At 64.5% G+C, this 23,705-nt stretch carries 26 protein-coding genes and 2 tRNA genes; 17 read left to right on the top strand and 11 right to left on the bottom strand.

Annotation, left to right across the window (positions count from 1 at the left end; translation table 11 throughout):
- Positions 1-11 precede the first annotated feature (11 nt).
- Positions 12-764: a TIGR04282 family arsenosugar biosynthesis glycosyltransferase gene (locus LIX00_RS15465; RefSeq protein WP_227354084.1), complete on the top strand. Its 753-nt coding sequence runs from the start codon at positions 12-14 to the stop codon at positions 762-764.
- Here the strand turns inward: LIX00_RS15465 and arcD are convergent.
- Positions 761-2,206 carry an arginine/ornithine antiporter ArcD gene (gene arcD, locus LIX00_RS15460; RefSeq protein ID WP_227354083.1) on the bottom strand — a complete coding sequence of 482 codons (1,446 nt, stop codon included), beginning with the start codon at positions 2,204-2,206 and terminating at the stop codon, positions 761-763. The genes LIX00_RS15465 and arcD overlap by 4 nt on opposite strands.
- A gap of 147 nt (positions 2,207-2,353) precedes the next feature.
- Here arcD and LIX00_RS15455 point away from each other — a divergent pair.
- A tRNA-Ser gene (locus LIX00_RS15455) sits at positions 2,354-2,436 on the top strand.
- Positions 2,437-2,934: 498 nt separating this feature from the next.
- On the top strand, positions 2,935-4,323 hold the full coding sequence (locus LIX00_RS15450; RefSeq protein ID WP_227354082.1) for an erythromycin esterase family protein: 1,389 nt from the start codon (positions 2,935-2,937) through the stop codon (positions 4,321-4,323).
- 173 nt (positions 4,324-4,496) lie between these two features.
- On the opposite strand, the gene LIX00_RS15445 is transcribed toward LIX00_RS15450, so the two are convergent.
- A complete protein-coding gene (locus LIX00_RS15445; RefSeq protein WP_227354081.1) occupies positions 4,497-5,540 on the bottom strand; it encodes a malectin domain-containing carbohydrate-binding protein in 1,044 nt (347 codons plus the stop codon).
- 178 nt (positions 5,541-5,718) lie between these two features.
- On the opposite strand from LIX00_RS15445, the gene LIX00_RS15440 reads away from it, so the two are divergent.
- Both LIX00_RS15440 and LIX00_RS15435 read left to right on the top strand, forming a co-directional pair.
- The gene (locus LIX00_RS15440) at positions 5,719-6,396 is read left to right on the top strand and encodes a helix-turn-helix domain-containing protein (protein ID WP_227354080.1); all 678 of its coding nucleotides are present in this window, start codon (positions 5,719-5,721) and stop codon (positions 6,394-6,396) included.
- A 32-nt stretch (positions 6,397-6,428) separates the two neighbouring features.
- Positions 6,429-6,749: a DUF5785 family protein gene (locus LIX00_RS15435; protein WP_227354079.1), complete on the top strand. Its 321-nt coding sequence runs from the start codon at positions 6,429-6,431 to the stop codon at positions 6,747-6,749.
- Here the strand turns inward: LIX00_RS15435 and udk are convergent, their stop codons facing one another.
- A complete protein-coding gene (udk, locus tag LIX00_RS15430) occupies positions 6,750-7,484 on the bottom strand; it encodes a uridine kinase (protein ID WP_227354078.1) in 735 nt (244 codons plus the stop codon).
- A gap of 154 nt (positions 7,485-7,638) precedes the next feature.
- Here udk and LIX00_RS15425 point away from each other — a divergent pair, with 154 nt between their 5' ends.
- From LIX00_RS15425 to LIX00_RS15410, 4 genes are all read left to right on the top strand, one after another.
- Positions 7,639-8,397 (top strand): GTP cyclohydrolase III, encoded by a 759-nt coding sequence (locus LIX00_RS15425; protein WP_227354077.1) that lies wholly within the window; start codon positions 7,639-7,641, stop codon positions 8,395-8,397.
- A 79-nt stretch (positions 8,398-8,476) separates the two neighbouring features.
- A complete protein-coding gene (locus LIX00_RS15420; protein WP_227354076.1) occupies positions 8,477-9,043 on the top strand; it encodes a CBS domain-containing protein in 567 nt (188 codons plus the stop codon).
- Positions 9,044-9,144: 101 nt separating this feature from the next.
- The gene (locus LIX00_RS15415; RefSeq protein ID WP_227354075.1) at positions 9,145-10,479 is read left to right on the top strand and encodes an ABC transporter substrate-binding protein; all 1,335 of its coding nucleotides are present in this window, start codon (positions 9,145-9,147) and stop codon (positions 10,477-10,479) included.
- A gap of 317 nt (positions 10,480-10,796) precedes the next feature.
- Complete coding sequence (locus LIX00_RS15410; protein ID WP_227354074.1) at positions 10,797-12,068, top strand: ABC transporter substrate-binding protein; 1,272 nt, start codon at positions 10,797-10,799, stop codon at positions 12,066-12,068.
- On the opposite strand, the gene LIX00_RS15405 is transcribed toward LIX00_RS15410, so the two are convergent.
- The 5 genes from LIX00_RS15405 to LIX00_RS15385 are packed head-to-tail and all read right to left on the bottom strand — an operon-like array spanning position 12,046 to position 16,959.
- On the bottom strand, positions 12,046-12,933 hold the full coding sequence (locus LIX00_RS15405) for a NosD domain-containing protein (protein WP_227354073.1): 888 nt from the start codon (positions 12,931-12,933) through the stop codon (positions 12,046-12,048). The genes LIX00_RS15410 and LIX00_RS15405 overlap by 23 nt on opposite strands.
- Before the next feature lie 51 nt (positions 12,934-12,984).
- Positions 12,985-13,692, bottom strand: a complete 708-nt coding sequence (locus LIX00_RS15400) for an ABC transporter ATP-binding protein (RefSeq protein WP_227354072.1) — start codon at positions 13,690-13,692, stop codon at positions 12,985-12,987.
- Positions 13,692-14,543 (bottom strand): ABC transporter ATP-binding protein, encoded by an 852-nt coding sequence (locus LIX00_RS15395; protein WP_227354071.1) that lies wholly within the window; start codon positions 14,541-14,543, stop codon positions 13,692-13,694. The genes LIX00_RS15400 and LIX00_RS15395 overlap by 1 nt, the downstream gene beginning before the upstream one ends.
- Complete coding sequence (locus LIX00_RS15390) at positions 14,540-15,847, bottom strand: branched-chain amino acid ABC transporter permease (RefSeq protein WP_227354070.1); 1,308 nt, start codon at positions 15,845-15,847, stop codon at positions 14,540-14,542. Before LIX00_RS15390 ends, LIX00_RS15395 begins: the two co-directional genes overlap by 4 nt.
- Positions 15,844-16,959: a branched-chain amino acid ABC transporter permease gene (locus LIX00_RS15385; protein WP_227354069.1), complete on the bottom strand. Its 1,116-nt coding sequence runs from the start codon at positions 16,957-16,959 to the stop codon at positions 15,844-15,846. The genes LIX00_RS15390 and LIX00_RS15385 overlap by 4 nt, the downstream gene beginning before the upstream one ends.
- A 209-nt stretch (positions 16,960-17,168) precedes the next feature.
- Between LIX00_RS15385 and LIX00_RS15380 the strand changes: the two genes are divergently transcribed.
- The 5 genes from LIX00_RS15380 to LIX00_RS15360 all read left to right on the top strand — a co-directional run bounded on the left by LIX00_RS15380 (position 17,169) and on the right by LIX00_RS15360 (position 20,213).
- Positions 17,169-18,368 (top strand): phosphoglycerate kinase, encoded by a 1,200-nt coding sequence (locus LIX00_RS15380; RefSeq protein WP_227354068.1) that lies wholly within the window; start codon positions 17,169-17,171, stop codon positions 18,366-18,368.
- The gene (locus tag LIX00_RS15375; RefSeq protein WP_227354067.1) at positions 18,369-18,845 is read left to right on the top strand and encodes a GNAT family N-acetyltransferase; all 477 of its coding nucleotides are present in this window, start codon (positions 18,369-18,371) and stop codon (positions 18,843-18,845) included.
- A gap of 17 nt (positions 18,846-18,862) precedes the next feature.
- Positions 18,863-18,936 (top strand) — tRNA-Thr (locus LIX00_RS15370).
- 308 nt (positions 18,937-19,244) lie between these two features.
- Positions 19,245-19,637: a hypothetical protein gene (locus LIX00_RS15365; protein ID WP_227354066.1), complete on the top strand. Its 393-nt coding sequence runs from the start codon at positions 19,245-19,247 to the stop codon at positions 19,635-19,637.
- Positions 19,638-19,703: 66 nt separating this feature from the next.
- Positions 19,704-20,213 carry a macro domain-containing protein gene (locus LIX00_RS15360; protein ID WP_227354065.1) on the top strand — a complete coding sequence of 170 codons (510 nt, stop codon included), beginning with the start codon at positions 19,704-19,706 and terminating at the stop codon, positions 20,211-20,213.
- A 34-nt stretch (positions 20,214-20,247) separates the two neighbouring features.
- On the opposite strand, the gene LIX00_RS15355 is transcribed toward LIX00_RS15360, so the two are convergent.
- From LIX00_RS15355 to LIX00_RS15345, 3 genes are all read right to left on the bottom strand, one after another.
- Complete coding sequence (locus LIX00_RS15355; RefSeq protein WP_227354064.1) at positions 20,248-20,535, bottom strand: hypothetical protein; 288 nt, start codon at positions 20,533-20,535, stop codon at positions 20,248-20,250.
- A gap of 327 nt (positions 20,536-20,862) precedes the next feature.
- Positions 20,863-21,210, bottom strand: a complete 348-nt coding sequence (locus LIX00_RS15350; protein WP_227354063.1) for a hypothetical protein — start codon at positions 21,208-21,210, stop codon at positions 20,863-20,865.
- 304 nt (positions 21,211-21,514) lie between these two features.
- Positions 21,515-22,321: a DUF1801 domain-containing protein gene (locus LIX00_RS15345; protein ID WP_227354062.1), complete on the bottom strand. Its 807-nt coding sequence runs from the start codon at positions 22,319-22,321 to the stop codon at positions 21,515-21,517.
- Between the two features lie 237 nt (positions 22,322-22,558).
- Here LIX00_RS15345 and LIX00_RS15340 point away from each other — a divergent pair, with 237 nt between their 5' ends.
- Genes LIX00_RS15340 through LIX00_RS15330 form a run of 3 tightly spaced genes read left to right on the top strand, consistent with a single transcriptional unit; the run spans position 22,559 to position 23,615 of the window.
- Positions 22,559-22,897 (top strand): ArsR/SmtB family transcription factor, encoded by a 339-nt coding sequence (locus LIX00_RS15340; RefSeq protein ID WP_227354061.1) that lies wholly within the window; start codon positions 22,559-22,561, stop codon positions 22,895-22,897.
- The gene (locus tag LIX00_RS15335; RefSeq protein ID WP_227354060.1) at positions 22,894-23,385 is read left to right on the top strand and encodes an SRPBCC domain-containing protein; all 492 of its coding nucleotides are present in this window, start codon (positions 22,894-22,896) and stop codon (positions 23,383-23,385) included. The genes LIX00_RS15340 and LIX00_RS15335 overlap by 4 nt, the downstream gene beginning before the upstream one ends.
- 2 nt (positions 23,386-23,387) lie before the next feature.
- A complete protein-coding gene (locus LIX00_RS15330; protein ID WP_227354059.1) occupies positions 23,388-23,615 on the top strand; it encodes a hypothetical protein in 228 nt (75 codons plus the stop codon).
- Positions 23,616-23,705: the final 90 nt, after the last annotated feature.

Here is a 23,705-nt window from a genome sequence, read left to right as displayed (position 1 = left end):
CATGGGCGAGTATGACCACCATCGCCGTGCTGGCCGACCCGCCGCGCGAGGGACTCGTTCTTCCGGAACTCGCGGCGACGTCGCCGCTCTCCGAGACCGAGGCGACCGAGCTGTACGCGGAGATGCTGAAGGACACGTTCGTCGCCGCCGCGAACAGCGGCGGCGACCTGCTCGTCAACTACCGGGCCGACGACGACCTCCCGGACGAGCTCCGCGGCGGCGAGAGTTCGGAGGACGAACTGCGGGCGCTCGCCGACGAAGCGTTGGACGACACCGAGGACGTGCGGTTCGAGGTGCAGGTCGGCTCGACGTTCTCCGCGCGCGCCGGAAACACGGCGACGCACCTCCTCGACGCGGAAGGCACGAACTCGGTCGCCGTCGTGGACGGAACCGCGCCGATGCTGACGCGCACGGAGATAGACAGCGCGGCGATGAAGCTCCGGCGGAGCGAGACGGTCGTCGGCCCCGCGGACGACGGGCGAATTTACTACCTCGGACTGACCGACGCCATCGACTTCACGGACGTTTACACCCCGCCGGAGGTGGAGACGGTGACGCGGAAAGCGACCGACGCCGGGTACGACGTGGACTTCCTACCCGCGATGACGGCGGTCGAGACGGGGGCTGACCTGCGATCGCTCGTCCCCCTACTGAACGCGCGAATCGAGGCGGGACGAATCGTGCCGGTTCACACCGCGACGTACCTCCACGAACTCGGCCTGCGCGTCGAAGAGCGGGACGGCGAGCGCGAGTTGGTGCGCTAGTCGGCGGGCGAGACGGACTGCTTTTTCGTCGATTCGGTGTCCAGTTGCCAGCCGGTCGCCGCGATGACGAAGAGGATGGCCGGCGAGAGCACGCCGAAGAAGTAGAACGGCGCGTACTCGAGCGTCGGAACCCCGAGCGCGGTCGCCATGTAGACGGCCCCCGCGTGCCACGGGATGAGCGCGCCGGTGGGCGTTCCGGCGGCCTCGACGGCCCGCGAGAGGTCGCGGCTGTCGAGGCCGTACTCCTCGTAGAGGTTTCGGAGCGTCATGCCGGGGACGACGATACTCATGTACTGCTGAGCGGTGAGCACGTTCGTGAGTATGGCGGACGCGCCGGTTCCGGCGACGAGACCGCCCGCGCTGCCGATCGGTCGGGAGAGTTCGCGCGCGAGCACCGCGAGGACGCCGGTCGTCTCCAACAGTCCGCCGAGGGTGAGCGCCGCGACGACGATGCTGACGGTCCACGCGGAGCCCTCGACGCCGCTGCTCTGGAGGAGACTGTTGACCATCTGCATCCCCGTCTTCGGACTCGTTCCGCTCAGGAACACCTGCCACGCGGCGGTGAACGACCGTCCCTGCACCAGCAGCGTCGTCCCGACGCCGGAGAAGACGCCGGCGATGAGCGAGGGAAGCGCGGGATACCCCCAGAGCGCGAGTCCGAACGTGACGACGAGCGGGAGGAACACCAGCGACGAGATGTGGTACGTGTTCACCAGCGCTGCCTGGATGTCGGCGACGCGGTTCGTCGGAATCGACCCCGTCGCTCGCAAACCGAGGACGGCGTAGCCGACGAGCGCGAGACCGAACGCGAGGAGCGTCCCGGCGCGCATGCCGCGGATGTGGTCGTAGAGGTCGGTGTTGGTCACCGCCGCGGCGAGATTCGTGGTGTCGGAGAGCGGCGACTGCTTGTCACCTGCGTACGCGCCAGAGAGGACCGCGCCCGCGGTCATCGGCGCGGGGACGCCGAGACCGGAGCCGATACCGATGAACGCCACGCCGAGCGTCCCGACGGTCGTCCACGACGACCCGATGGAGAACGCGACGAGGCCGGCCAGCGCCGCGGTCACGGGGAGGAAGACGGTCGGCGAGAGCAGTTTCAGCCCGTAGTACATCAGTCCCGGAATCGTCCCGGAACTGACCCACGTGGCGATGAGGGCGTAGATGGTGAACAGGATGAGGATGGCCTGCAACCCCATCAGCAGGCTGTCGGCGATTCCGTCGTAGAGGTCGTCCCACGAGAGGTCGAGGCCGTAGTAGCCGACCAGTCCCGTGAACGCGATGGCCCACAGCAGCGGGATGTGGGGATCCATCTTCAGCCACGCCGATCCGACTCCGAGGAAGACGACCGTCGCGATAACCGGCAGCAGCGCCAGTCCAAGCGACGGCCGCCGGTTCGGCGGTAGTTCGTCGTACGTGAGCGGTTCGAAATCCAGCGTTGGCATCGTACGACGGGAAATGCACTTCGGGAATTAAACGGTTATGATTTCATGCTCTTAGGTAATATCTCGGCGGTCCAATCTATTCTGACGGACACGTCGCCGATCCGAGACCGACAGTTCTTAGGCCCGCTGTCGAGAAGTTCCGGGCGAGGTGGGATGGCAGAGCGGCCTATTGCGCCTGCCTTGAAAGCAGGTGGCGTCAAGCCTCATGGGTTCAAATCCCATTCCCACCGTTCTCGACGCGAACGATCCCGTGAGCGTCGAGTAAGGCGACCGGATTCGAAGTAAACCGGTCACGGCCCGCACAGCGACCGAGTGATCGCGAGGAAGCGAGCGAGAATGCCTGGGCGTCGTTCAAATCCCGCTCCTACCGCTCTTCCGACGACCATGTGGCAGGCATCGCGTGCGTTCGTCTACTATCGGATGGTCCCCAGCGGTCATCGGGCGTGGTGGGAACTAACTTCCAACCGCGACCGAAGGACTTTTCTATCGGTCATTTGATTGAAACGGCGATGAAAGCGCTTCGTTTCTAGTTTCGGGACTCGTCTCCTGAGAGTTTGGCGGCGTTGGCCGTTGCCGAGCGGTGGCACGACCGTCGGTAGCGACTAGCGCCTCCCGTCTCCGCATCTCGACGTAGTCCCGCGTTTCCGCCTCCTTCAGCGACGGCTATCGCACGGCTGGCGTGACGGAGCCGCCATCGCTCGCGAACTATCCCTCAAACGCAGCAACCAATGACGAACGACGCATCATCGACGGACGACAGCACGGACACGAGACGAAAAACGAACCCGATAGACCGAACCGTCGTCGACGCCCTCGACGACCACGCGATTCCGCTCGACGCGGTCGACCCGACGGCCGATTTCGACGACCTCGCTCCGCTCTCCGACGTCCTCGCGGACGACCGCATCGTCGGTCTCGGGGAGGCCACCCACGGAACCCGCGAGTTCTTCCGGCTGAAACATCGCCTCCTCCGATACCTCGTCACCGAACACGACGTCCGGGTGTTCGGACTCGAAGCGAACTTCTCGGAAACGCTGGCGCTCGACGATTACGTGGTCTACGGAGAAGGCGATCCCCGCAGCGCCCTCGACGGTATCTACTTCTGGACGTGGAACGTCGATTCGATCCTGGAGATGGTCGACTGGCTCCGGTCGTTCAACGCCGACCGTCCCGTGGACGACCGCGTCCGGTTCTACGGCTTCGACGCGCAGTACAGTCACGGTGCGGTCGACGAACTCGTCGAATTCTTCGAGAGCGCGGACGCCGAGTACCTCTCGACGGTTCGCGACGATTTGAACGCGGCCGACGACGAGGGAACCCCACCCCATCAGGACGAAGCCCGGAAGGCTCATTTCGAGGCGGCCGAGCGCGTGATTCCGAAGCTCAGAGACCGCCTGCACGAGAACCGGGAATTCTACGTCGAACGGCGTTCCGAATCGGCGTGGGAACTGGCGCTTCAGCACGTCCGCATCGTCGAGCAGGCCTGCGAGCACAAACGCGCTGTGCACGACCGTCAGGAAGGTACGGTCGACGAGGACACCGCCACGGAACGATGCCTTCGCATCCGCGACCGCGCGATGGCGGACAACGTCGACTGGATTCTGGCGCACGAGAACGCCGACCGCATGGTCATCTGGGCCCACGACGCCCACCTCAATCGCGTCGAGCAGACGGTGCGGAAGACCGGCGTGTCCGCGACCTCGCTCGGGGGGCACCTCGCCGCGCGTCACGGGGACGACTACTACGCGCTCGGCTTCTCGTTCGGTCGCGGCTCCTTCCAGGCGATCAGCGAAGTCCCGGACGCCGAGGGCGACGAACCGGCGTACTCGCTCCGAGAGCGGACCGTCGAGTCGCCGTTGCCCGACACCATCGATGCGACCCTGGCCGACCTCGGTCATCCGCTCGCCATCGTGGACATCGAGTCGGCGATGGAGGACGACAGGGCGGCGGAGTGGCTCGCCGACCCCCAACGTCACTTCTCCGTCGGGGCGACGTACGACCCCGAGAATCCCGAGGAGTACCTCACCGAGTACGTCTACGCCGAGGCCTTCGACGGCGTCTGCTACGTGGACGAAACGACGCGCGCACGTCCCGTCGAATCGGTGGAGTCGCGGTAAAACGCGCTCCGTTCTTTTTGAGTCCAGTACGGAGTTCGCGGCCTGATTTATCCGAGATACCGTATCAACCAGCCACCGAGAGCGAAAGGCGTTGCACCGAAGAGGGGAACGACGGCGACGCCGGAGAGCGGACGGGTCGGCTCTCGCTCGACGTGTGAGAACCCGGGCGGAGTTCAAATCCCGTTCCGGCCGCCGCTCGGCGCGAGCAGGTCGGCGGGCGTCGAACCGAACAGGACGTCGCCCCGACGCGAGTCGTCACGCTCGTCGTTTCCGCCCTTTTCGTCGCGCTCTTCCTTCCCGTTCTTCTCGCCGTTCCCCGCGCCTAGCCAGCCGTTCTCGCTTCGGTCGTTCTGCCGGTTGCCGTCGACGCGGACCACCTCGATACCCGATATCATCGGGTCTTCCTGCTCGTGGAGGAAGCGCACGTTAAGGGCGCCGTCGCGGACGGTCACGGTGTACGACTTCACGGTTCCTCTGTCGGGACCGAGTTCGGCGTACATGTCGTAGTCGTTGAGGACGACCCGCCCCTCGACTTGAATGTCGAACGTCCGCGGACCGTTTTCCTGGTAGTCGTTCCATCCGGAGTGGTCGAAGTACGTCTCGGCGAGGTAGATTCGAACCTCGTACGTCCCCTGCTCGACGGGGAACCGGTACTGCATCTCGGTGTCGTCGCTCGCGGTCCCGGGATTGTCGGCGTCGTACCGACGGCTCTGGAAGACTCGCTCCGGCGTGCCCGCCGGGACGGCGTTGGTCATCGAGATGGCGTCGTTCGTACTGTTCGTGTGACTTCCGCTCCGGCGCGCGTTGCCGAACCGGGACGGGCGGTTCTCCGTGTCGCGCGTCCAGTCGGGTCCGCCCACCATCGACAGCCTCGGTCCGCCGACGTTGACGCGGTACAGCACGGTTTTCCGCGACTGCGAAGTCGTCGTGGTCGTCGTGGTCGTTGCGGTCGTTCGAGTCGTCTTCGACGGTTCGGTCGTCCGTTGCTTCGACGTCGTGGCCTCGGACGTCGGCGCCGCCGACGTGCTGGTCTGCATCGACTGCGTCGTGGTCGACACCGTGGTCGTCCGGTTGTCCACGCCGCCGGCCGACGGGCCGAAGATGCCGCCGGGTATCCCGCCGAGGATCACCATCCCGGCGACGAAGAAGACGACGCCACCGCCGATGAGTATCCCTTGGACGAAACCGCTGGACGCTGTGGATGACGTTCCCGACATTTCTCTATAGACCCCGCGCGTGCAGCATTATGTCCGGCTTCGCCACCCCACGGAGTTAATTATAGAGTGGCTAAACTGCAATCCGGGCGAAACGTACCTCCCCGGTCGACGTCCGTATTTAAAACGCCCGGAGATAACAAGCGAAAGGAGAAACGAACCGCGGTCGCTTTTCACACGGGTGACCACGATCGCCGAGATCGTTCTTCCGGCCCGCGAGTTCGCGCTCGGGGAGACGTTTCTACGGGCCCCCGAAACCCGATTCGAGATCGTCGGGGTCGTCGCGCACGAGGACCACCGCACGATGCCGCAGATGCGAGCGACGGCGCCGGCGGTCGGTTCGCTGCGGTCGACGTTGGCCGACGATCCGACCGTCACCGACGCCCGTCTGCTCACCGACTTCGGCGACCGAGAGCTGTTCGAGATGGTGTGGGAAGACGGCGTCCGCGAAGCGGTCTCCCTGCTCGTGAAAGGAGACGCCACCGTCCTCACCGCGAACGCGGTGAACGACGAGTGGCGTTTTCGCGTCCGGTTCGCGGATCGAAAGCGCCTCGCGGACGTGTACGAGTCGTGCCGCGACGCCGACCTCTCCGCCGACGTTCGAACCATCAACGAGCGGAAGACGCCACGAAGCACCGCGCGGAAACCGACGCATCGACAGTACGAGACGCTCTGCTTCGCCGCCGAGCGAGGGTACTACGACGTTCCGCGGGGGGCGACGACCGAGGACATCGCCGACGAACTGGGAATCTCGCATCAGGCCGTCTCCGAACGCCTCCGGCGCGGACACCGAAATCTGGTCGAGCGCACCCTCGCGTCTCCGGCCCGCGACGGAGGGGGGAACGTCCGCGGAAGGTAATCCTTTTCGTCCCCCCGAACCGACGTGCGGGCATGGACTGGCCTCACGACCCCGACGGCGAGGAAGGAAGCGAGGGCGGGCGGAAGTACGGTCTCGCCATTCTGGCGAAAAAACTGGACGAAGAGGAGGACTTCCCGCTCTCGCGCGACGAGTTCGTCGCGGAACACGGCGACGAACCGATACGCATTAACTACGAACGAGTGGTCAGCGTGGACGATATCTTCGAACACGTCGAACCCGCGGAGTTCGAGACCATCTTGGACTTCCACCGCGCCGTCGGCGAGGCGATGCGGTCGGGCGGTTTTTGGGACTACCACCCGGTCGGGGCGAACCCCGAGACGAAGCGCGCCTGATCACTCCCGTTTCTCCGTCGAGCGCCACCGGTCGTCGCCAGCGCCCGGCGTCGCGGTCGGCGGGTCGCTCCGCTCGCGCGGGGCGAGACGGAGTTCCTCGTCCGCCTCCCGCATCGAGTGCGCTCGAATTTCCGCCCGAACCTTCTCCTCGAGGAGACCGACCGCGACTCGGTTCGCACCCTCGGGGATGATGATGTCGGCGTGTTTCTTCGTCGGTTCGACGAACTGTTCGTGCATCGGCTTCACCGTCGAGAGGTACTGCTCCATGACGCCTTCGAGGCCCCGACCCCGGTTCACCACGTCGCGCTCGATACGCCGGAGGATGCGAACGTCGGCGTCCGTCTCGACGTACACCTGCAGGTCGAGCATCTCGTTGACCTCGGCGTCGTAGAGGGCGAAGATTCCTTCGACGATGACCACGTCCGTGGGTTCGACGGTCACGAACTCGTCTTTCCGGTTGTGTATCGAGAAATCGTACTGGGGCATCTCGATGGCCTGTCCGGAGAGCAGCGAGTCGAGGTGGTCGCGGAGCAGTTCCCACTCGAACGCCGACGGGTGGTCGTAGTTGACCTCCGCGCGCTCCTCGAAATCGAGGTGCGACAGGTCTTCGTAGTAGTTGTCCATCGGGATTCGGGTGACGGAGTCGCTCACGTCCGCGGTTATCTCGCGGGCGACCGTCGTCTTCCCCGCGCCGGTACCCCCGGCGATTCCGATGACGAACGACGGGATGGTCATCGTCGGTGTCACTCTCGGGCGGGCGCTTCAATCTCCCGAAACGGCGCGAAGCGCCGCGAAGGGACCGCCGACCGCCCGCCCGGCGTCTCATTTTTGAGACGCGAATCACGATTAGGGCAACTTATGCACCAGAAGCGCAAACGCTCGGCTAACAGTGACGAACGCCCAGATAACGCTGATACAGATCGACAACTACGGTCCGTGGACCGTGACGCCGGAACCGCGCCGAGAAGTAGATCTCCAGACGCTCCAGTCGCGGCTGTACGCCGACCTCTCCCAACTCGTCGGCAACCGCGAGGGCTACGTCTTTTTCACCCGCTTCGACAACATGATCGCGGTCACGAACGGGCTCTCGATGGACGACCACGCGCTCGTCCAGGAGTCGGTCGGAAACCGCTATCCGGTGACCGTCAGTCTCAGCGTCGCCACCGGGACGAGCCCGGTGAAGGCGCTCGAAGACGCCACCGAGCAGTTGCAGGACGCAGGGAGCGCACAGGACCGCTCGCGCCGAGCGATTCTCCGCGGGCGAGTCGTCGACGAGGAGTTCCGGACGGACGACGACGTGCAGATAGCGCACTTCGACGTGAACGACATGACCGGCAACTACACCGACGAGGTGAACGCGTTCGACTCGTTCATTCACATCGAGCAGGGGTACGCAGAACTGATGAAGTACATGCGGACGGCGCACGACTCGCTCTCCTTTTTCGTCGGCGGCGACAACGTCATCGCGGTCTGCCCGGAACTGGACGAGGCGGCGTACGAGGACGCGATTCGACACGTCGAGGAGGCGACGGAAGTCGAGCTGAAGGTCGGCGTCGGTCGCGGCAGGGTCGCGCAGGACGCAGGGATGGCCGCCAAACACGCGCTGGAGACGTGTCGGGCGACGGGAAGCAGAGTCGAGTTCCAGTAACCGACTAGCTACGTTGGAGGGAAGCGGGAATAAAGGTGCCGGGGATAGCTTTTAGGACAGCTGTGCCAAACCATGACACATGGAAGCCGAAGTCACTATCCGGGATGTGATGACCCGGGAATACGTGGGGGTTAGCGAGTCCGATTCGGTGCTGGGTGCGGTACAACTCATGCGCTCCGAAGGGGTGGGAAGCGTGGTCGTCCTCCGGGGGAGCGACCCCGTCGGAATCATGACCGAGTCCGACGTTCTCAACCTCGTCGCGGAGGAGGGCGACCCCGCAGACACGGCCGTCTCGGAGGTGATGACGAGTCCCGTCGTCTCGATGAACGCCGACCGCAGTCTCGCGGACGCGGCGGGGACGATGGCCCGGCAAGACATCCGCCGAATCGTCGTCACCCGCGGCGGCGAACTGGCCGGAATCCTCACCGAACGCGACGTCATCTCGGCCTCCGCGTCGCCGTCGAGCATCGTCCGCGGGCGCGAACGGGAACCCGACGAGACCGAACTGAGCGGGACGGTCGAGGCGAACGGCAGCGGCGACGCCGAGTACGCGGGGCAGAGCATCTGCGAAGTCTGTGGTACCCTCACCCGCGACCTCACGAACGTCAACGGTCAGCTCGTTTGTGCCGACTGTCGGGACTTTTAGATAGAATCGGTACGCGATTCGGAAATTGGCGCGTAGCGCCCGAATTCTAAGCCACCCGAAAGGTAGATTTATAGTCACTCGGTCGATACCCATCCGTGTCCATGGGATATGATATCGACCGACGTGACGTACTGAAGGGACTCGGAGCGACCGGAATCGCAGGTCTCGCCGGCTGTATCGGCGGTGGCGGCGCCGGAAACGGTAACGGCAACGGCGACGGTAACGGCGACAAGGGCGGGAGCGGCGGACCGGACGTTATCAACGTCATCGGCTACCCGCAGACCGGTACGCAGCTCTTTCGGGACTACTACGGGAGCACCGACGGGAACCACGAGATTATCGTTCCCGACGGGTTGCGCGACGCGAATCTGCCGAAGGACGTCGGAAACGATATGAAGAACGTCACCGGGACGGCCCCGGCGGCGTCCGGCCCGAACCAGGAGGCGTTCACGCAGATGTTCAAAGACGAGTACGGCGAGGAACCCGGCGTGTTCACCTCACACACCTACGACGCGGTGGCCATCCTCATCCTCGCCAACGCGGCGGCCGGTGCGAACGACGGGACGAAGATTCGCGACCAGATGCGCCGGGTCGCCAACCCCGGCGGGCAGAAGTACGGACCGGAGAACTTCGTCGAGGCGGTCAAAGCCGCCGCGCGCGGCGAAGACGTCAACTATCAGGGCGCGTCGAGCGTCGTCGACTTCGACAAGAAGGGCGACCCGGCGTCCGCGGCTTACGACGTGTGGAAGTTCGACAAGAGCGCGGACGGCGGGATAAAGACCGTCGATACGATCAACTTCGAGGGCAGTTCCGGCGGGAGCATGGCCGATAGTTCGCCCGGCGGGACGGGACGAACCATCAAGGTCGGCATCCTGCTTCCGCAGACCGGCGACCTCGGCTCCACCGGAAGCGCGATGATTCAGGCGGGGAAACTCCCCATCAAACAGGTGAACGACGCGGGAATCAACGTGACGGTGGACTCCCAAGTGGAGGACACCCAGACCGCGAAGCAGGCGTCGCTCTCCGGTGCGAACGCGCTCGTCAACGCCGGTTACCCGGCCATCTGCGGACCGGCTTCGTCCGGTAACAATCTGCCCGTGAGCAAGCAGGTGTACATGAAACAGGGCATCGTCGGCTGTTCGCCGTCGAGCACGGCGCTCACGGTCACGCAGCTGCAGGACGACGACTACGTCTTCCGGACGGCCCCGAGCGACCTCCTGCAAGGCAAGGTGATGGCGCAGGTCGCCGCCAAACGACTCGGCGGCAAGACGGCATCCACGCTCTACGTGAACAACAGCTACGGGCAACAGCTATCGGACAAGTTCGCGAGCGCCTTCACGGATTCGCACGGCGGCGAGGTCCTACAGACGGTCTCGTTCAACAAGGGCGAATCGTCGTACACGTCCGTCATCGGCAAAGCGACGAGTTCGAAGTAGGGCGGAGCGCCGTTCGAACGCGTTTTTCTCCGCGAAGGGACGAAAACGAGGGAGGTTTCCATCGGCGACGCGCCGGGTGCGCCACCGGCGACGATACTGGCGATTGAAGGGATACCGACGACGAGAGGTTCGCGTCGCGCGCCGCGTCCGGCCGTCCACCGCGCGGCCCGCGCCGTAACGCCGTGCGACGTGATGCTTCGGATACATCAACAGTTTCGGCGACTGGTGTATCGACGCCGACGCGATTAACCGATTCGAATATATAACTATAGTTTGGAATAGACTTTTCTTACAGAACGGCGACGATTTCCCCGGGTATGAGTTCAAAAATCGACCGTCGCGACTACCTTCGGGGAGTGGGGGGAGCGACGACCGTGGGGCTGATGGGAACCCTCCGACAGGACGGCGGGCCGGATATGCTCACCGTCATCGGATATCCGCAGAGCGGTATTCAGTTGTTCCGCGACCTCTACGCGACCGGCCGAAACATCGACGTGCTCGTGCCGGACGGCTTACAGGACTCCTCCCTGCCACGGCAGGTCGGCAACGACATGCAGAACGTCACCGGGACGGCGCCGGCCGCCGCCGGTCCGAACCGACGGGCGTTCGTTCGACTGTTCCGAAACCGCTACAACCAATCGCCGGGCGTGTTCACGTCGCACTCCTACGACTCGGTCGCCATCCTCGTCCTGGCGAACGCCGCCGCCGGCGAGAACACCGGTTCGGCCATCCGGCGGCAGATGCGCCGAGTCGCCAATCCGCCGGGGCGGGAGTACGGACCGGAGAACTTCGTCGAGGCGGTCAAAGCCGCCGCGAACGGCGGAGACGTCAACTATCAGGGTGCGTCCAGCGCGACCAACTTCGACCGACGGGGAGGCCCCGCGTCCGCGGCCTACGACGTGTGGAAGTTCGCGCCGCAGACGCGGGACGGAATCGAAACCGTCAACACCCGGCGGTTCACCGGCGACGCGGGTGGTCCGAGCGCGAACGACGCTCCCGGCGGAACGGAACGAACCGTCAGGGTCGGCATCCTGCTTCCGCAGACCGGCGATCTCGGGTCGGTCGGCGGCCCGATGGTTCAGGCCTCCAGAATCCCGATTCAGCAGGTGAACGAGAGCGATCTGAACCTGACCGTCGCAACGCAGGTCGAAGACACTCGAACCGCTCGACAAGCGGCGATTAGCGGGGCGAACGCGCTCGTCAACGCGGGATACCCCGCCGTCTCCGGCCCCGCGTCCTCGGGGAACAACATTCCGGTCTGCACCGAGGTGTTCATCCCGAACGAAGTCGTCGGCTGTTCGCCGTCGAGCACCGCGATCACCGTCTCGCGCCTACAGGACGACGACTACGTCTTCCGGACGGCCCCGAGCGACCTCCTGCAAGGCGAGGTGATGGCGCAGGTCGCCGCCGAGCGAATCGGCGCGCGGTCCGCCTCGACGCTGTTCGTGAACAACGACTACGGGCAACAGCTGTCGAATCAGTTCTCGCAGGCGTTCCGGCAGGACCACGACCGGCGGGTCATTAACCAAATCGCGTTCAACAACGGCGAATCGTCGTACACGTCGGTCATCGACCGGGCGCTCGGGTAGTCGCGTTCGTCACCCGATTTTCGCGCGATCTTTCGCGGAGCAGAGTCCAGTCACCGTTCGTAGCGACGATTCGATTCTCGGTGGCGTTCGAGAGCGCTACCGTCGCCGTCCCGCCCGGATTCGAGAGCGAGACGTTCGCGACCGAGTTGGCGCGCGAGTCGACGAGCAGGAGGGCCGTTCGGGTCGAACGGACGACCGCGTCCTCCACCCGCCCCCGACGACTGCCGAGGAGCGCGATACCCGTCTCGCTCCGGACGACCGTGACGTTCGACGCGACGACGCGCCGGGAGTCGGCGACCAGGACGCCGGAGGAGAGCAAACGACTCGTCACGCTGTCCGTCACGGCGCTCGCGTCCGACTCGACGACCGAAACGCCCGTGAAACCGCTCGTCACGGTCGCTCCATCTACCCTCGAACGGGGCGACGACGCGAGGGTCACGCCGTCGACGGTTCGCCGCACGGTCACGTTCCGGACGACGCCGTCCGGCGCGTTCTCGTACCGAATGCCGAACGTCCACCGGGAGAGCGAGAGGTTCCGCACCGTGACGTTCGCGCCCGTCACCGCAACACCGGTCGCGTTCTCCCGCACCGTACCGCCGTCGACGGCTCGACCGGCGCCGTCGAGAATCGCGTCGTCCGCCGCGATTCGGATGCAGGTTTCCGCGCGGGATTCGATATCGCTCGCGAGAACGTACCGCCCCGGTTCGGAGATGGTCGTGCAGGAGTCGAGACGGATCGGTTCGGCGAGGGACGATGGCGGTTCCGCGGCGTCGGTGGCGAGCGGTTTCCCGCCGTCGACCGCGGAAGTGGCCGAACAGACGACAGCGACCGCGAGAACGACCGCGGCCCAGCGAGCGAGCGCCATGGACGAGCCACGGTCGCCAATCGCTTGTGGATTACTGCCGAAAGGAGGGGGCTATCCGCCGAGGAACTCCTGTCTGACCTCCTCGTCGGCCAGCAGCGCGTCGCCGGAGTCCACGAACCGGTTCTGCCCCTGCACGAGGACGTAGCCGCGGTCGCAGCGCCGCAGCGCCTCCTTCGCGTTCTGTTCGACCATCAGGATGGCCGTCCCGCTGTCGTTTATCTCGTCCACCTTGTCGAACATCTCGTCCACGAGGTCGGGCGCGAGGCCCGCGCTGGGTTCGTCCAACATCAGCAGGTCGGGGTCCAACATGAGCGCCCGGCCCATGGCGAGCATCTGCCGTTGCCCGCCGGACATCGTCTCCGCCTTCTGGTCCCTGCGCTCGTCCAGAATCGGGAAGCGTTCGTACACCTCCGCGAGCGCGTCCGCCGGCACTTCGTCGAGGATGTACGCGCCCATCTCCAGGTTCTCCTCGACGGAGAGCATCCCGAACACGTTGTCGTTCTGCGGGACGTAACCGAGGCCGAGGTGGATGATGTCCTCCGGCTTCTTCCCGTGTATCTCCGCCCCGTCGTAGGTGACCGTCCCGCCCATGTAGGTCGTCAGCCCGAAGACGGATTTCATCACGGTCGATTTCCCCGCCCCGTTCGGGCCGACGATGGTGACGTACTCCCCTTCTTCGACGTTCATGTCCACGTCGTCGAGAATCTGGAGGTCGTCGCCGTAGCCCGCGTCGAGGGAGTCGATTTCGAGGAGCGCCATTAAATCTCCTCCCCCAGGTAGGCGTCGATGACCCGGTCGTTCGCGCGAATCGCCTCGGGTCGTCCCTCCGCGAGCACTTTGCCCTGGTGCATGACGATGACGCGCTCGCAGTTGTTCATTATCACGTCCATGTCGTGTTCCACGAGCAGGAACGTGTAGCCGTTCTCGCGGAGTTCGTGGACGTGCGCGAGGAGCTTCTTCTCCAGCGACGGGTTGACGCCCGCCAGCGGTTCGTCCAGCAACACCATCTTCGGGTCGGTCATGAGCGCCCGCGCCATCTCCAGCAGTTTTCGCTGGCCGCCGGAGAGGTTGCCCGAGTACTCTTCGGCGAGGTGGTCGATCTCGAAGAACTCCAGCATCTCCCACGCGCGTTCGAGGACGGCCTCCTCCTCCCGCCGCACGTCGCCCCGGAAGCCGGGGGTCACCGACCGCCAGAGTTTCTCGCCGCTCTGGCCGGCCGGCGCGAGCATCATGTTCTCCAACACCGTCATCTCCGACAGTTCGCGGGCGATCTGGAACGTTCGAACCAGCCCGCGGTTGGCGATCTGATAGGGACGCAGCCCCGTGATATCTTCGCCGTCGAAGCGCACGGAACCGCCGTCGGGGGTGTGGACGCCGGTGATGAGGTTGAACGTCGTCGATTTGCCGGCCCCGTTCGGACCGATGAGTCCCGTGAGCGACCCCTGTTCCACGGAGAACGTCGCCCCGTCCACCGCGGTGATTCCGCCGAACGTCTTCCGGAGGTCATCGACGCGAAGGGGAGTGTCGCTCGGGTCGGTCTCCGAGACGGTCCCCTCGCTTTCGACGCCGATCGACTCCGTCCGGGTCGTCTCGCTCTCGCTGGCGGTCATTCCCGCTCACCTCCGTCCGCCGCGGCTCGCGGCGCGCTCTCGCGGCCGCGCGGCCGCGAGAGCGCTATGCTCGCGGCCTCCTCCTTGCGGTGGCCGAGCACGCCCTCCGGCCTGTGCTGCATTATCCAGATGAGCACGACGCCCATGGTGACCAACTGCAAGGCATTGATGTTGTTTATTGCGTAGGCGACGAACGGCTGTATCTGGCCGGCGAACAGCGGGCCGATCGCGTCGGCGAACGTGTTCGGCGCTCCGGAGACGTCGTACACCTGCCTGATGATGTTCTTCAGGTACAGCGGCCCCTGGAACAGCAGGCCGGCGAACACCGCCGCGCCGAGGACGCTCCCGGTGTTCGAGCCCGCGCCGCCGATGATGAGCGCCAGCCACACGAAGAACGTCACCTGCGGTCTGAACGACGTCGGGGTGATGGCGCCCTGTCGGAGTTGCCAGAGGATACCGGCCAGTCCCATCAGCGCGCAGCCGAGCATGAACGATTTGATCTTGAAGCGGTCGGTGTCCTTCCCGAGCGAGTTCGCCATCTGTTCGTCCTCGCGGATGGCTTTGAGCACCCGACCGAAGGGCGACTCGCCGGTTCGCTTCAGGAGCCAGTAGAACGCCGCCACGAAACCGAGCAGGACGACCGCGTAGGTGATCGAATCGAGCACCGGCCCGATGGAGCCCCCGACGAGCGGGTTCAGCGCGTCTTCGAGCGCGCCGTACGGCGCGCTGTCGAACACCGGTTGGAGTGGGTCCTCGTAGTTCAACAGCAGACCCCGACCGCCGCCGGTGCCGAGGTTCTTGCCGAACACGTTGACCTCCTGGAACTTGTTCGACATCACGGTGAACCGGACGATTTCGGACATCGCGATGGTCACGATGGCGAGGTAGTCGGCCCGCAACCGAAGCGCCGGAAGCGCCACGAGCAACCCGAGGAGCGCCGCCGCGAGCATCCCGGCGATGACGCCGACCCAGAGCGGAAGCCCGAGGCCGGAGACGGTCGCGGCTCCCGCGGAGGCGCTCGCGGCGGGTTTCGAGACGATGGCCATCGTGTAGAGGCCGACCGCCATGAACCCCGCGATGCCGATGTTGAACAGCCCGGTGTACCCCCAGTGGAGGTTCAGCGCGAGCGCCAACATCCCGTAGACGCCGATGAGGAACGTGAGGCGCGCGAGCGAGTTCAACTGGCCGCGGAACGAGTAGCCGAGCGCCGACCCCGCGATGAGGTACAGCGCGTAGATTCCGACGAGCGCGGCGAGGATGAGCACGGTGTCGTTCACCTCGAAGTCGCGCATCTTCGCGCTCATGCGGTCGTCCTCCCCGCGAACAGCCCCTGCGGTTTGAACAGCAGGATGAGGATCATCATGGCGAACGCGGCGGCCCTGCCGAACTCGCCCGGAATCCAGATGATGGCGAGGTCCCACGTCAGCCCGATGACCAGACCGCCGAGAATCGCGCCGTATATCGAGCCGATGCCGCCGAGGATGACCGCGGCGAAGATGGGAAGCAGGAGGAGCCAGCCGAACTGGAAGTCGATGGTGCCCGTCCAGAGCACCATCAGGTAGCCCGCGACGCCGGTTAGCCCGCCGCCGATTATCCACGTCCAGCGGATGACGCGCTCGGTCGGTATCCCCGTGATACGCGCGAGGTCTTCGTTGTCGGACATCGCGCGCATCGCCTTCCCCAGCTTCGTCCGCTGGAGCAGGAGGTGAACGCCGAGCATCAGCCCCGCCGTCGAGACGAGGAGCGTCAGGTCGTGGGCCGTCACGGGAACGGTTCCGTCCCAGAGCAGGAGGTCCCACGTCGGAATCTCCTGCGACGCCGTGGTTCCGCGGTTCGCCGTCGAGAAGACGAACACGATGAGATACCGGAGCGCGAACGCGACGCCGACGCTCGTGATGAGCAGGGTGATACCGCCCGCGTCGCGCATCGGCCGGTAGACGACTCGGTCGATGAACAGGGCGAGCGCTATCGTTCCCGCCCCGGCGAGCACCAGTCCGGCGACGACGGCGATCGGCGTCGTCGCTATCGTGATGCCGAGGGAACTCGCGTACACCGTTCCGCCGGCGCCGACTAACAGCAGTCCGGCGAGATTTCCTTGCCCGAGTCCGGCGACGAGGTACGTGACCGCCCACCCCGTGAACGCCCCGCTCGTGATGTAGTCGCCGTGCGAGAAGTTAGCGAAATTCAGAATGCTGTACGTCATCGAAAGCCCGATTCCGGCGAGACCGATTACGAGTCCTCGCATGAGGCCGCTCCAGACGAGCGACCCCACGTTGGACACGAGTAGGTCACCGAACAGCAGGCGGTTGAGGAAATCTACGACCAAGAGCGCCGCGAAGAAGCCGACGACAACGAGGAAGGGTCGTTCGACTACGAGGCGTCGCCCTCGTGAGTAGGTTTCAGTTACGCCGTCCATTGATAACTCTCCACACGATATCGGTTCCCGTCACAGTATTAAACCTTTCCGAGAGACCCGTCGGTCGAATTTCAATACTGGCGGTATACTCGCGGGTTTTCGAGAGACGTGTCGGGAAAACGTGTTCTTTGGTTGTTTACTCGATCGCGGGTTTATTTCGAGTGAGGATTACCGACACACATATGCCGGGCGATGTTGCAGGCACACGTATGTCTATCCAGACCCTGGACGACCTCGCCGTCCAAGGGACGACCCTCGGCGTGCGTATCGACATCAACAGTCCGTTGACCGAGTCGGGTGACCTCGCCGACGACGCGCGACTGCGGGCGCACGTCGATACGGTGTCGGAACTGTTGGAGCGAGGCGGGAAGGTCGCCGTCCTCGCTCACCAGGGTCGCCCCGGCGGCGACGACTTTTCGGGGCTCTCCCCGCACGCGGAGCGGTTGAACGAACTGCTCTCGTTCCCCGTCTCGCACTGCGACGCCACGTTCTCGGAGGACGCGCGAACGGCGGTCAGGAATCTCCGCGACGGGGAGGCGGTCGTGCTGGAGAACACGCGCTTCTACAGCGAGGAGTACATGGAGTTCCCGGCGGAGAAAGCCGCCCGAACGCACCTCGTCGACCGTCTGGTGCCCGAACTCGACGCCTACGTCAACGACGCCTTCGCGGCGGCCCACCGCTCGCAACCCTCCCTCGTCGGGTTTCCGACCCGACTCCCCGGCTACGCGGGGCGCGTCATGGAGCGCGAACTCGACGTGCTCGGCGATATCGAGGGGACGCCGCGCCCGCGCGTGTACGTGCTCGGCGGCGCGAAGGTCTCCGACTCCATCGCGGTCGCAAAGAACGTGCTGGAGCGGGACCTCGCGGACTACGTGCTGACGGCGGGCGTCGTCGGCAACGTCTTCCTGTTCGCCGACGGCGCGGACCTCGGCGACGCCAGCGCGGACTTCATCCACGAGCAGGGGTACTGGGACTACATCGACGACGCCGTGGCCCTGCTCGAAACCTACCGCGACCGAATCTACTTGCCGAAGGACGCGGCGGTCGAGCGCGACGGGGACCGGGCCGAACTCGCACGCGACGAGTTCCCGCCCGGGGAGGACGAACCCGCGATGGACGTCGGGAGCGCCACCATCGACGCCTACTCCGAGATGCTCCGAGAGGCCGGGACGGTCATCCTCAACGGACCGGCGGGCGTGTTCGAGGACGACGCCTTCGCCGAGGGAACCCGGGAACTCTACTCCGAAGCGGCGGACGCGGAGTACAGCATCGTCGGCGGCGGCGACACGGCCGCCGCGATTCGAAAGTTCGACCTCGCCGGATTCGACCACGTGAGCACCGGCGGCGGTGCTTGCCTGCGGATGCTCACCGGCGAATCACTCCCGGCGGTGGAGGCGCTCTCCCGGTAGATGGTCTCCGTCGAGGCGGCGACCAGCGCGGACATCGACCGCGTCGCGGACCGCTGGGTGGAACTCGCCCGCGGTCAGCGCGCTCACGGGTCGCACCTCCTCGCCGACGAGAATCGCGCGAACGTCCGCGAGGCCGTCGCCCGGCACGTCGTCGAGGGGAGCCTGCTCGTCGCCCGCGACGAGGGTATCGTCGGCTTCGTGATGTTCGAACTCCAGTCGGGGGTCTACGAGCAGTCGGCGACCCGCGGAATCGTCCAGAACGTCTACGTCGAACCCGAGCGCCGGGGCGAGGGAATCGGATCGGAACTCCTCGACGCCGCCGAGAGCGCGCTCGTCGAACGCGGTGCGGAGGTGCTGGCGCTGGAGGTGCTGGCGGCGAACGAGGACGCCCGGCGGCTGTACCGGGAACGGGGGTACGAACCGTACCGAATCGAGCTGGAAAAATCGGTCGAAAACGATAACCACTCAAAGGAGTAGCGATTACCGAGGGATGCGCCAAGGGAGCTTGGGTGGTTCAAGCACTCGATTTGTAATCGAGAATTCGTGGGTTCAAATCCCACCCTTGGCTTAGCGTTTTTTCGTCGTACGCGTCGGGTTTCGAAGTAGACCGGGCGCAGTTCGCGAGCGAAACCTTCCGAGCGTTGCCCAAACCCCACCCTCGACGTTTTTTGGCGCAGTCGAACGTCGGTCACGAGCGGTCGTCCTCGTCCGACGCCGCTTCTGACGTCCGAAAAACAACACCCGCGAACACGACCGCCCGGAGACAGGATTAATCGCCCCCTAACGCTGGGTTCCGTGTTGTAAACTGTTGCTCGGCCTCCGAACGAGGACAACTATCGTTCGGTTTTATACTAATTCCGCCCCTGTCCGTCTTTCATGAGCCGCGCCCAGAGCGTCCCCCTCTGGATGGCCGCGCCCGAGGAGTTTCGAAGCACCCTCAAGATGGTGCTGAGTACGGCGTACAAAAACGACCGCCGATTCGACCGCTCGTGGACGTTTCGCTATCCAGACGAAGATGTACCCGACCTAATGGTCGAGATAACCCATCTCGAAAAAGGTGGGACCGAAGAACTGCTGAACCCTCCCCGCCCGACGAAACCGCCGGAAAAAGCCGTGGTCGACGATTTCCGCGACGTGCTCGGCGACCTCCTGTTGAAGGGGTACCGACGGGGTATCGAGTTCGACCGCTCGTGGACCTTCCGGTACCCCGACGCCGACCACCCCGACCTGATGGTCGAGGTGACGCAACTGGAGAAACGGGGCGACTGAGCCGAAATCCCCGGTCGAACGCGCTTCAACCCGAGAGTTTTGTTCCCCGGCGCCGTGGCGTCGGACATGGAGTTCACCGTCGTACGGGGCGACATCGCAGCGCAGCGAGCGGACGTGCTCGTCAACGCCGCGGGAACGAGCCTTCGGATGGGCAGCGGCGTCGCTGGCGCGCTCCGCCGCGGGGCGAACGGTCCGATAAACGACGACGCGATATCGAAGGGGCCGGTCGAACTCGGCGGGGTCGCCGTGACGGACGCCTACGAACTCGACGCCGAGTACGTCGTCCACGCCGCGGCCATGCCCCACTCCGGGGACGGGCGGGCGACGCGGAAGAGCATCCGCGACGCCACGCGGAGCGCGCTCCGACGGGCCGACGAGTTGGGCGCGGAGTCGATGGTGATTCCGGCGTTGGGCTGCGGCGTCGCGGGATTCGACCTGCGCGAGGGTGCGCGAATCGTCTGCGGAGAGGTGGCGCGGTACGACGCCGAATCGCTCGCCGACGTTCGGGTCATCGCCTACGACGACGAGGAGTACGAGACCGTCCGCGACGCGGCCGAGGACGTTCGAAAAGCGTGAGTCGAAAACCGGTTCGAGGTCGTCCCATCGACCCCTATCGGCTCGGCATCATCCGGTTCACCGACTTCATCAATCCGCCGGGGAGCATCGAGTTCATCCGCTCTTCCATCCGCTTCTGGTTGAAGTAGCTCGCGAACGCGAGGAAGGTCGGAGGCCACAGGCCGATGAAGATACCCCGCTCTTTCTCCCCGCGGATGAAGAACTGGTACCACGAGAGTCCGACCGAGGCGGCCGCGGCGAGCACCGCCGGATTCATCATCGCCTCGTCGGAGGCTTCCATCGTCGATTCACCGGTCATTCGCTGCTGTCGTTGGCTGGACATTGCGACTGTAGGCGCGACTGAATTCGCAATAAAAATGTTGGCTGATTGTCTAATTGTCCCAGCGGCAGTCAGGTTCGTTCGAAAAACGAGGCCGACGAGCGCGATGAATTACCGGCGGTCCGCGGTTTCACGAACGCGCGGGCGGACCGCGTCGGCGGGTTATCGGTACTCGGTGATACGATTTATTCACCCCGTAACGAGCCCTGAACCGGCCGAGACAGAGGGTTAGTCTTTCGGAACCACCGTCGTTTCGGACCGCCGAACCGTCGACGGTGGTCGAAGTCCCCCGGCGATAGATAGCAGGACTCCGCCGAGAACGGTGAGATATCAGCCGAGCGCGGGAACGAACGTGGCGCCGAATCCGGCGAGCGACGAGCGAGAGAGATACGACACGCAGAACATCACGATTCCAGCACCCGTCAGGAGCGTTGCTAGGGACCGTAACCGCTTCCGCGAACCGACCCCGCGGAGGAGCAGGACGAGTCCGACCGAGCCCAGTAGGGCGAAGTCGAACGCCTCGAATCCCGCGTTCATCCCGGGGAGGAGGATCGTCGGTATCTCCGCGTCCGGAGGGAGGTTCGGGTTCGTCCTCAACCACGAGAGGTACGTCCCGACCGAAACGGCTATCGCACCACCTCCGACCAGAATCCTGCCGCGGCGCGATTCAGCGGTCACAGCTCTCCCCAAGGTGGAGGACGTTAAACACTTTCCGGAGGCTCAAACCCGACTTCGACCGATACGCGCGTCGCTATATCGGCGTGTTCGCGCGGTCACGCCGGTGGAGGGAGCGTTCCGCGAACTCGTCAGCAAGTGCGTCGTTCGCGACCTGGAACGAAGCTTCGCTATTCCACACGATGAGTGGATAGCGTCAAGATTCTCAGATGAACGGACTGCTGACGACAGAGTTGACGGCTATCAGACGATCCCGCGGTGAGGGTTGCTTAGCCGCCTCACGGCCACCACACGTGCGCGGGCTTCCTCACCAGTTCATCCCCGGATCGTCGGCGGCTTGTCGGACCCAGGAAGCGACCTGCTCCTCGTCCAGCGCGTCCGTCTCCTTCAGGTCCAGGGCCTGTCTCTCCGGAGCCGTCGCGCTCGGCGGCTCCGGATCGAGGTACGTTTCGCACACGAAGCTCAGTTTCACGTGCTTCGAGAACGCGCTGAATGATGCGAACCATCCTCGGTCCTCGACGCCGTAGAACGGTTGGTGATACCTCACGGCGCGGCGCACGTGGGGCACTTCGTCTCGAATGATCTTGTCGAATCGTGTCGCAACCTCGCTCTTCCAACCCGGCAGCGCTGCAATGTACGCCTTCACCGCTGCCGATCCATCGGTATCGTCGTTCCTCCGCGCCGCCTGGTATCGCTTACTCCGTTCCTCCCATTCCTCCCGCGTCGGAACCCGATCCGGTAGCTCGATTTCTCCGAAGTCTTCGTCCGCGATAGTATCCTCCCCTTCTCGGCCCGATATCGCGGTCACGACCAAGACCGAATCCGGCTCTTCGGATTCGGAAAACAGGTCGAAATCCAGCCGCAACGTCCCTCCTCGCCAGTGGCGGGCAAAGCCCACCCAGCCGTCGGGATGGTCGTCCCGGGCGTCTCGCTCAACCCGGAACAGACCCGCCAAGGCTGGAATGACGTCGGCGCCCCACTGGAGCCCCCTTTCCTCATCCGTGAAACGAACCCCCTCGTCGTGGTCGGCGCGATAGTAGGGCGCTCTGATCGCTCGATTCGCCATCACGAGTTCGGAGACCTGCCGGGTCGTAATCGGGGTGGACACGCTCATACCCGCTAAGACGTGGTGTAGGAACATCAATATTTTCGCGGTTCGTAGAACGCCGGTTTCAGCCACCGTCGATGGTATTCACGGGAAAAGTATCCGAATGTGAACCTCCGATACCTAACCGCCCCGAGGGTGAACACGGTCGCTCCCTCGAAATTCTGTCGTCACACCCGCCTTACAAGGCCTCGAACGACTATTTAACTAGAAGGTTAAATAGTAGGGGAGCGTATACTCAGTCGGATGGTTGAACAGAAGCCGGACGACCTGGACCTCGACGCAGTCTTCCAGGCGCTCTCTCACCCGATACGCCGGTCGCTCCTCGAACAGTTGACCGACGGTCCGGAGAGTGTGAGCGAACTGGCCGAACCCCACGACGTTTCCCTGCCGGCCGTATCCAAGCACCTGCGCGTGCTGGAGGATGCCGGTTTAATCAACGTCGAGAAGGACGGTCTCGTTCGCCGCTGCCACCTCGACGCCGTACCGCTTTCCGCGGCGTTCGGATGGCTGACCCAGTACCGCGTCTTCTGGGAGGACCGGTTAGCGGCGCTGGCCAACCATCTGGAGAACGAAGACCAATGAGCGACAAACCCAACGAAGGCGATGCGTCAACGGCAGAGAAAACGGCTGACAAGGAGCGGAGCGTAACAGTAACTCGCGTGGTCGAAGCGCCGCCCGAGCGAGTTTACGAGGCGTTTCTCAATCCTGCTGATATCGCGGTGTGGGCTCCCCCGGAAGGATTCCGCGCTGATGTTCAGGAGGTCGAGTCCGAAGAGGGCGGGTCCTTCCGAATCGAGAACATTGGTGAAACTGAGGAGACGGAACAATACTCCCACACGTTCCAAGGCACCTACCAGGAACTGAAACGCGGCGAGAAGATAGTCTGGACCGACGAGTCCGGGGAAGGTGATGACCACAGTACCGTAACGGTCACCTTAGATACGATCGCCGACGGGACCGAGGTCACTCTCCGCTTAGAAGGGATCCCCGAGGACGTCGCCGAGAAATACGGGGTCGCGGAGGCCTGGGAAGACTCCCTCGAAAAACTCGCCGGTCAGGTGGAGGACTGATCATGTCAGCTAACACCGCTAGCGGAGAAGCACCCACCGAATCCACGACGGGCGAGGACGCAGAATGGGGAAAGATCGGCCTCGCCGTTCTCATCTCGATCGTTCTGGCCACCGGAGCACACTACCTGTTGCTGGCCAATATCGATATGCACCCATCGCTGCACGCGCTCGTCGGCATCGTCCTCTTCTTCGTCACCGGGTTCGTCGTGTTCCAAATCGTGATGGGTTAACCGGCATCCCACGGTCCAAACATTTATTAACTCAACACAGGGAGCGATATTTGGCATTTTACACACCGAAATTCCCGTACTGCGCTACAA

Source organism: Haladaptatus salinisoli (assembly GCF_020614375.1).
GTDB classification, from domain to species: domain Archaea; phylum Halobacteriota; class Halobacteria; order Halobacteriales; family Haladaptataceae; genus Haladaptatus; species Haladaptatus salinisoli.
Note: the sequence above shows the minus strand (reverse complement) of the source record. Positions and strands in the feature narration are given on the sequence as shown.

Coding starts and splice junctions, on each gene's coding strand:
- LIX00_RS15465 (WP_227354084.1), top strand. CDS start 12: ATGACCACCATCGCCGTGCTGGCCGACCCGCCGCGCGAGGGACTCGTT.
- arcD (WP_227354083.1), bottom strand. CDS start 2,206: ATGCCAACGCTGGATTTCGAACCGCTCACGTACGACGAACTACCGCCG.
- LIX00_RS15450 (WP_227354082.1), top strand. CDS start 2,935: ATGACGAACGACGCATCATCGACGGACGACAGCACGGACACGAGACGA.
- LIX00_RS15445 (WP_227354081.1), bottom strand. CDS start 5,540: ATGTCGGGAACGTCATCCACAGCGTCCAGCGGTTTCGTCCAAGGGATA.
- LIX00_RS15435 (WP_227354079.1), top strand. CDS start 6,429: ATGGACTGGCCTCACGACCCCGACGGCGAGGAAGGAAGCGAGGGCGGG.
- udk (WP_227354078.1), bottom strand. CDS start 7,484: ATGACCATCCCGTCGTTCGTCATCGGAATCGCCGGGGGTACCGGCGCG.
- LIX00_RS15420 (WP_227354076.1), top strand. CDS start 8,477: ATGGAAGCCGAAGTCACTATCCGGGATGTGATGACCCGGGAATACGTG.
- LIX00_RS15415 (WP_227354075.1), top strand. CDS start 9,145: ATGGGATATGATATCGACCGACGTGACGTACTGAAGGGACTCGGAGCG.
- LIX00_RS15410 (WP_227354074.1), top strand. CDS start 10,797: ATGAGTTCAAAAATCGACCGTCGCGACTACCTTCGGGGAGTGGGGGGA.
- LIX00_RS15405 (WP_227354073.1), bottom strand. CDS start 12,933: ATGGCGCTCGCTCGCTGGGCCGCGGTCGTTCTCGCGGTCGCTGTCGTC.
- LIX00_RS15400 (WP_227354072.1), bottom strand. CDS start 13,692: ATGGCGCTCCTCGAAATCGACTCCCTCGACGCGGGCTACGGCGACGAC.
- LIX00_RS15395 (WP_227354071.1), bottom strand. CDS start 14,543: ATGACCGCCAGCGAGAGCGAGACGACCCGGACGGAGTCGATCGGCGTC.
- LIX00_RS15390 (WP_227354070.1), bottom strand. CDS start 15,847: ATGAGCGCGAAGATGCGCGACTTCGAGGTGAACGACACCGTGCTCATC.
- LIX00_RS15385 (WP_227354069.1), bottom strand. CDS start 16,959: ATGGACGGCGTAACTGAAACCTACTCACGAGGGCGACGCCTCGTAGTC.
- LIX00_RS15380 (WP_227354068.1), top strand. CDS start 17,169: ATGTCTATCCAGACCCTGGACGACCTCGCCGTCCAAGGGACGACCCTC.
- LIX00_RS15375 (WP_227354067.1), top strand. CDS start 18,369: ATGGTCTCCGTCGAGGCGGCGACCAGCGCGGACATCGACCGCGTCGCG.
- LIX00_RS15365 (WP_227354066.1), top strand. CDS start 19,245: ATGAGCCGCGCCCAGAGCGTCCCCCTCTGGATGGCCGCGCCCGAGGAG.
- LIX00_RS15360 (WP_227354065.1), top strand. CDS start 19,704: ATGGAGTTCACCGTCGTACGGGGCGACATCGCAGCGCAGCGAGCGGAC.
- LIX00_RS15355 (WP_227354064.1), bottom strand. CDS start 20,535: ATGTCCAGCCAACGACAGCAGCGAATGACCGGTGAATCGACGATGGAA.
- LIX00_RS15345 (WP_227354062.1), bottom strand. CDS start 22,321: ATGAGCGTGTCCACCCCGATTACGACCCGGCAGGTCTCCGAACTCGTG.
- LIX00_RS15340 (WP_227354061.1), top strand. CDS start 22,559: ATGGTTGAACAGAAGCCGGACGACCTGGACCTCGACGCAGTCTTCCAG.
- LIX00_RS15335 (WP_227354060.1), top strand. CDS start 22,894: ATGAGCGACAAACCCAACGAAGGCGATGCGTCAACGGCAGAGAAAACG.
- LIX00_RS15330 (WP_227354059.1), top strand. CDS start 23,388: ATGTCAGCTAACACCGCTAGCGGAGAAGCACCCACCGAATCCACGACG.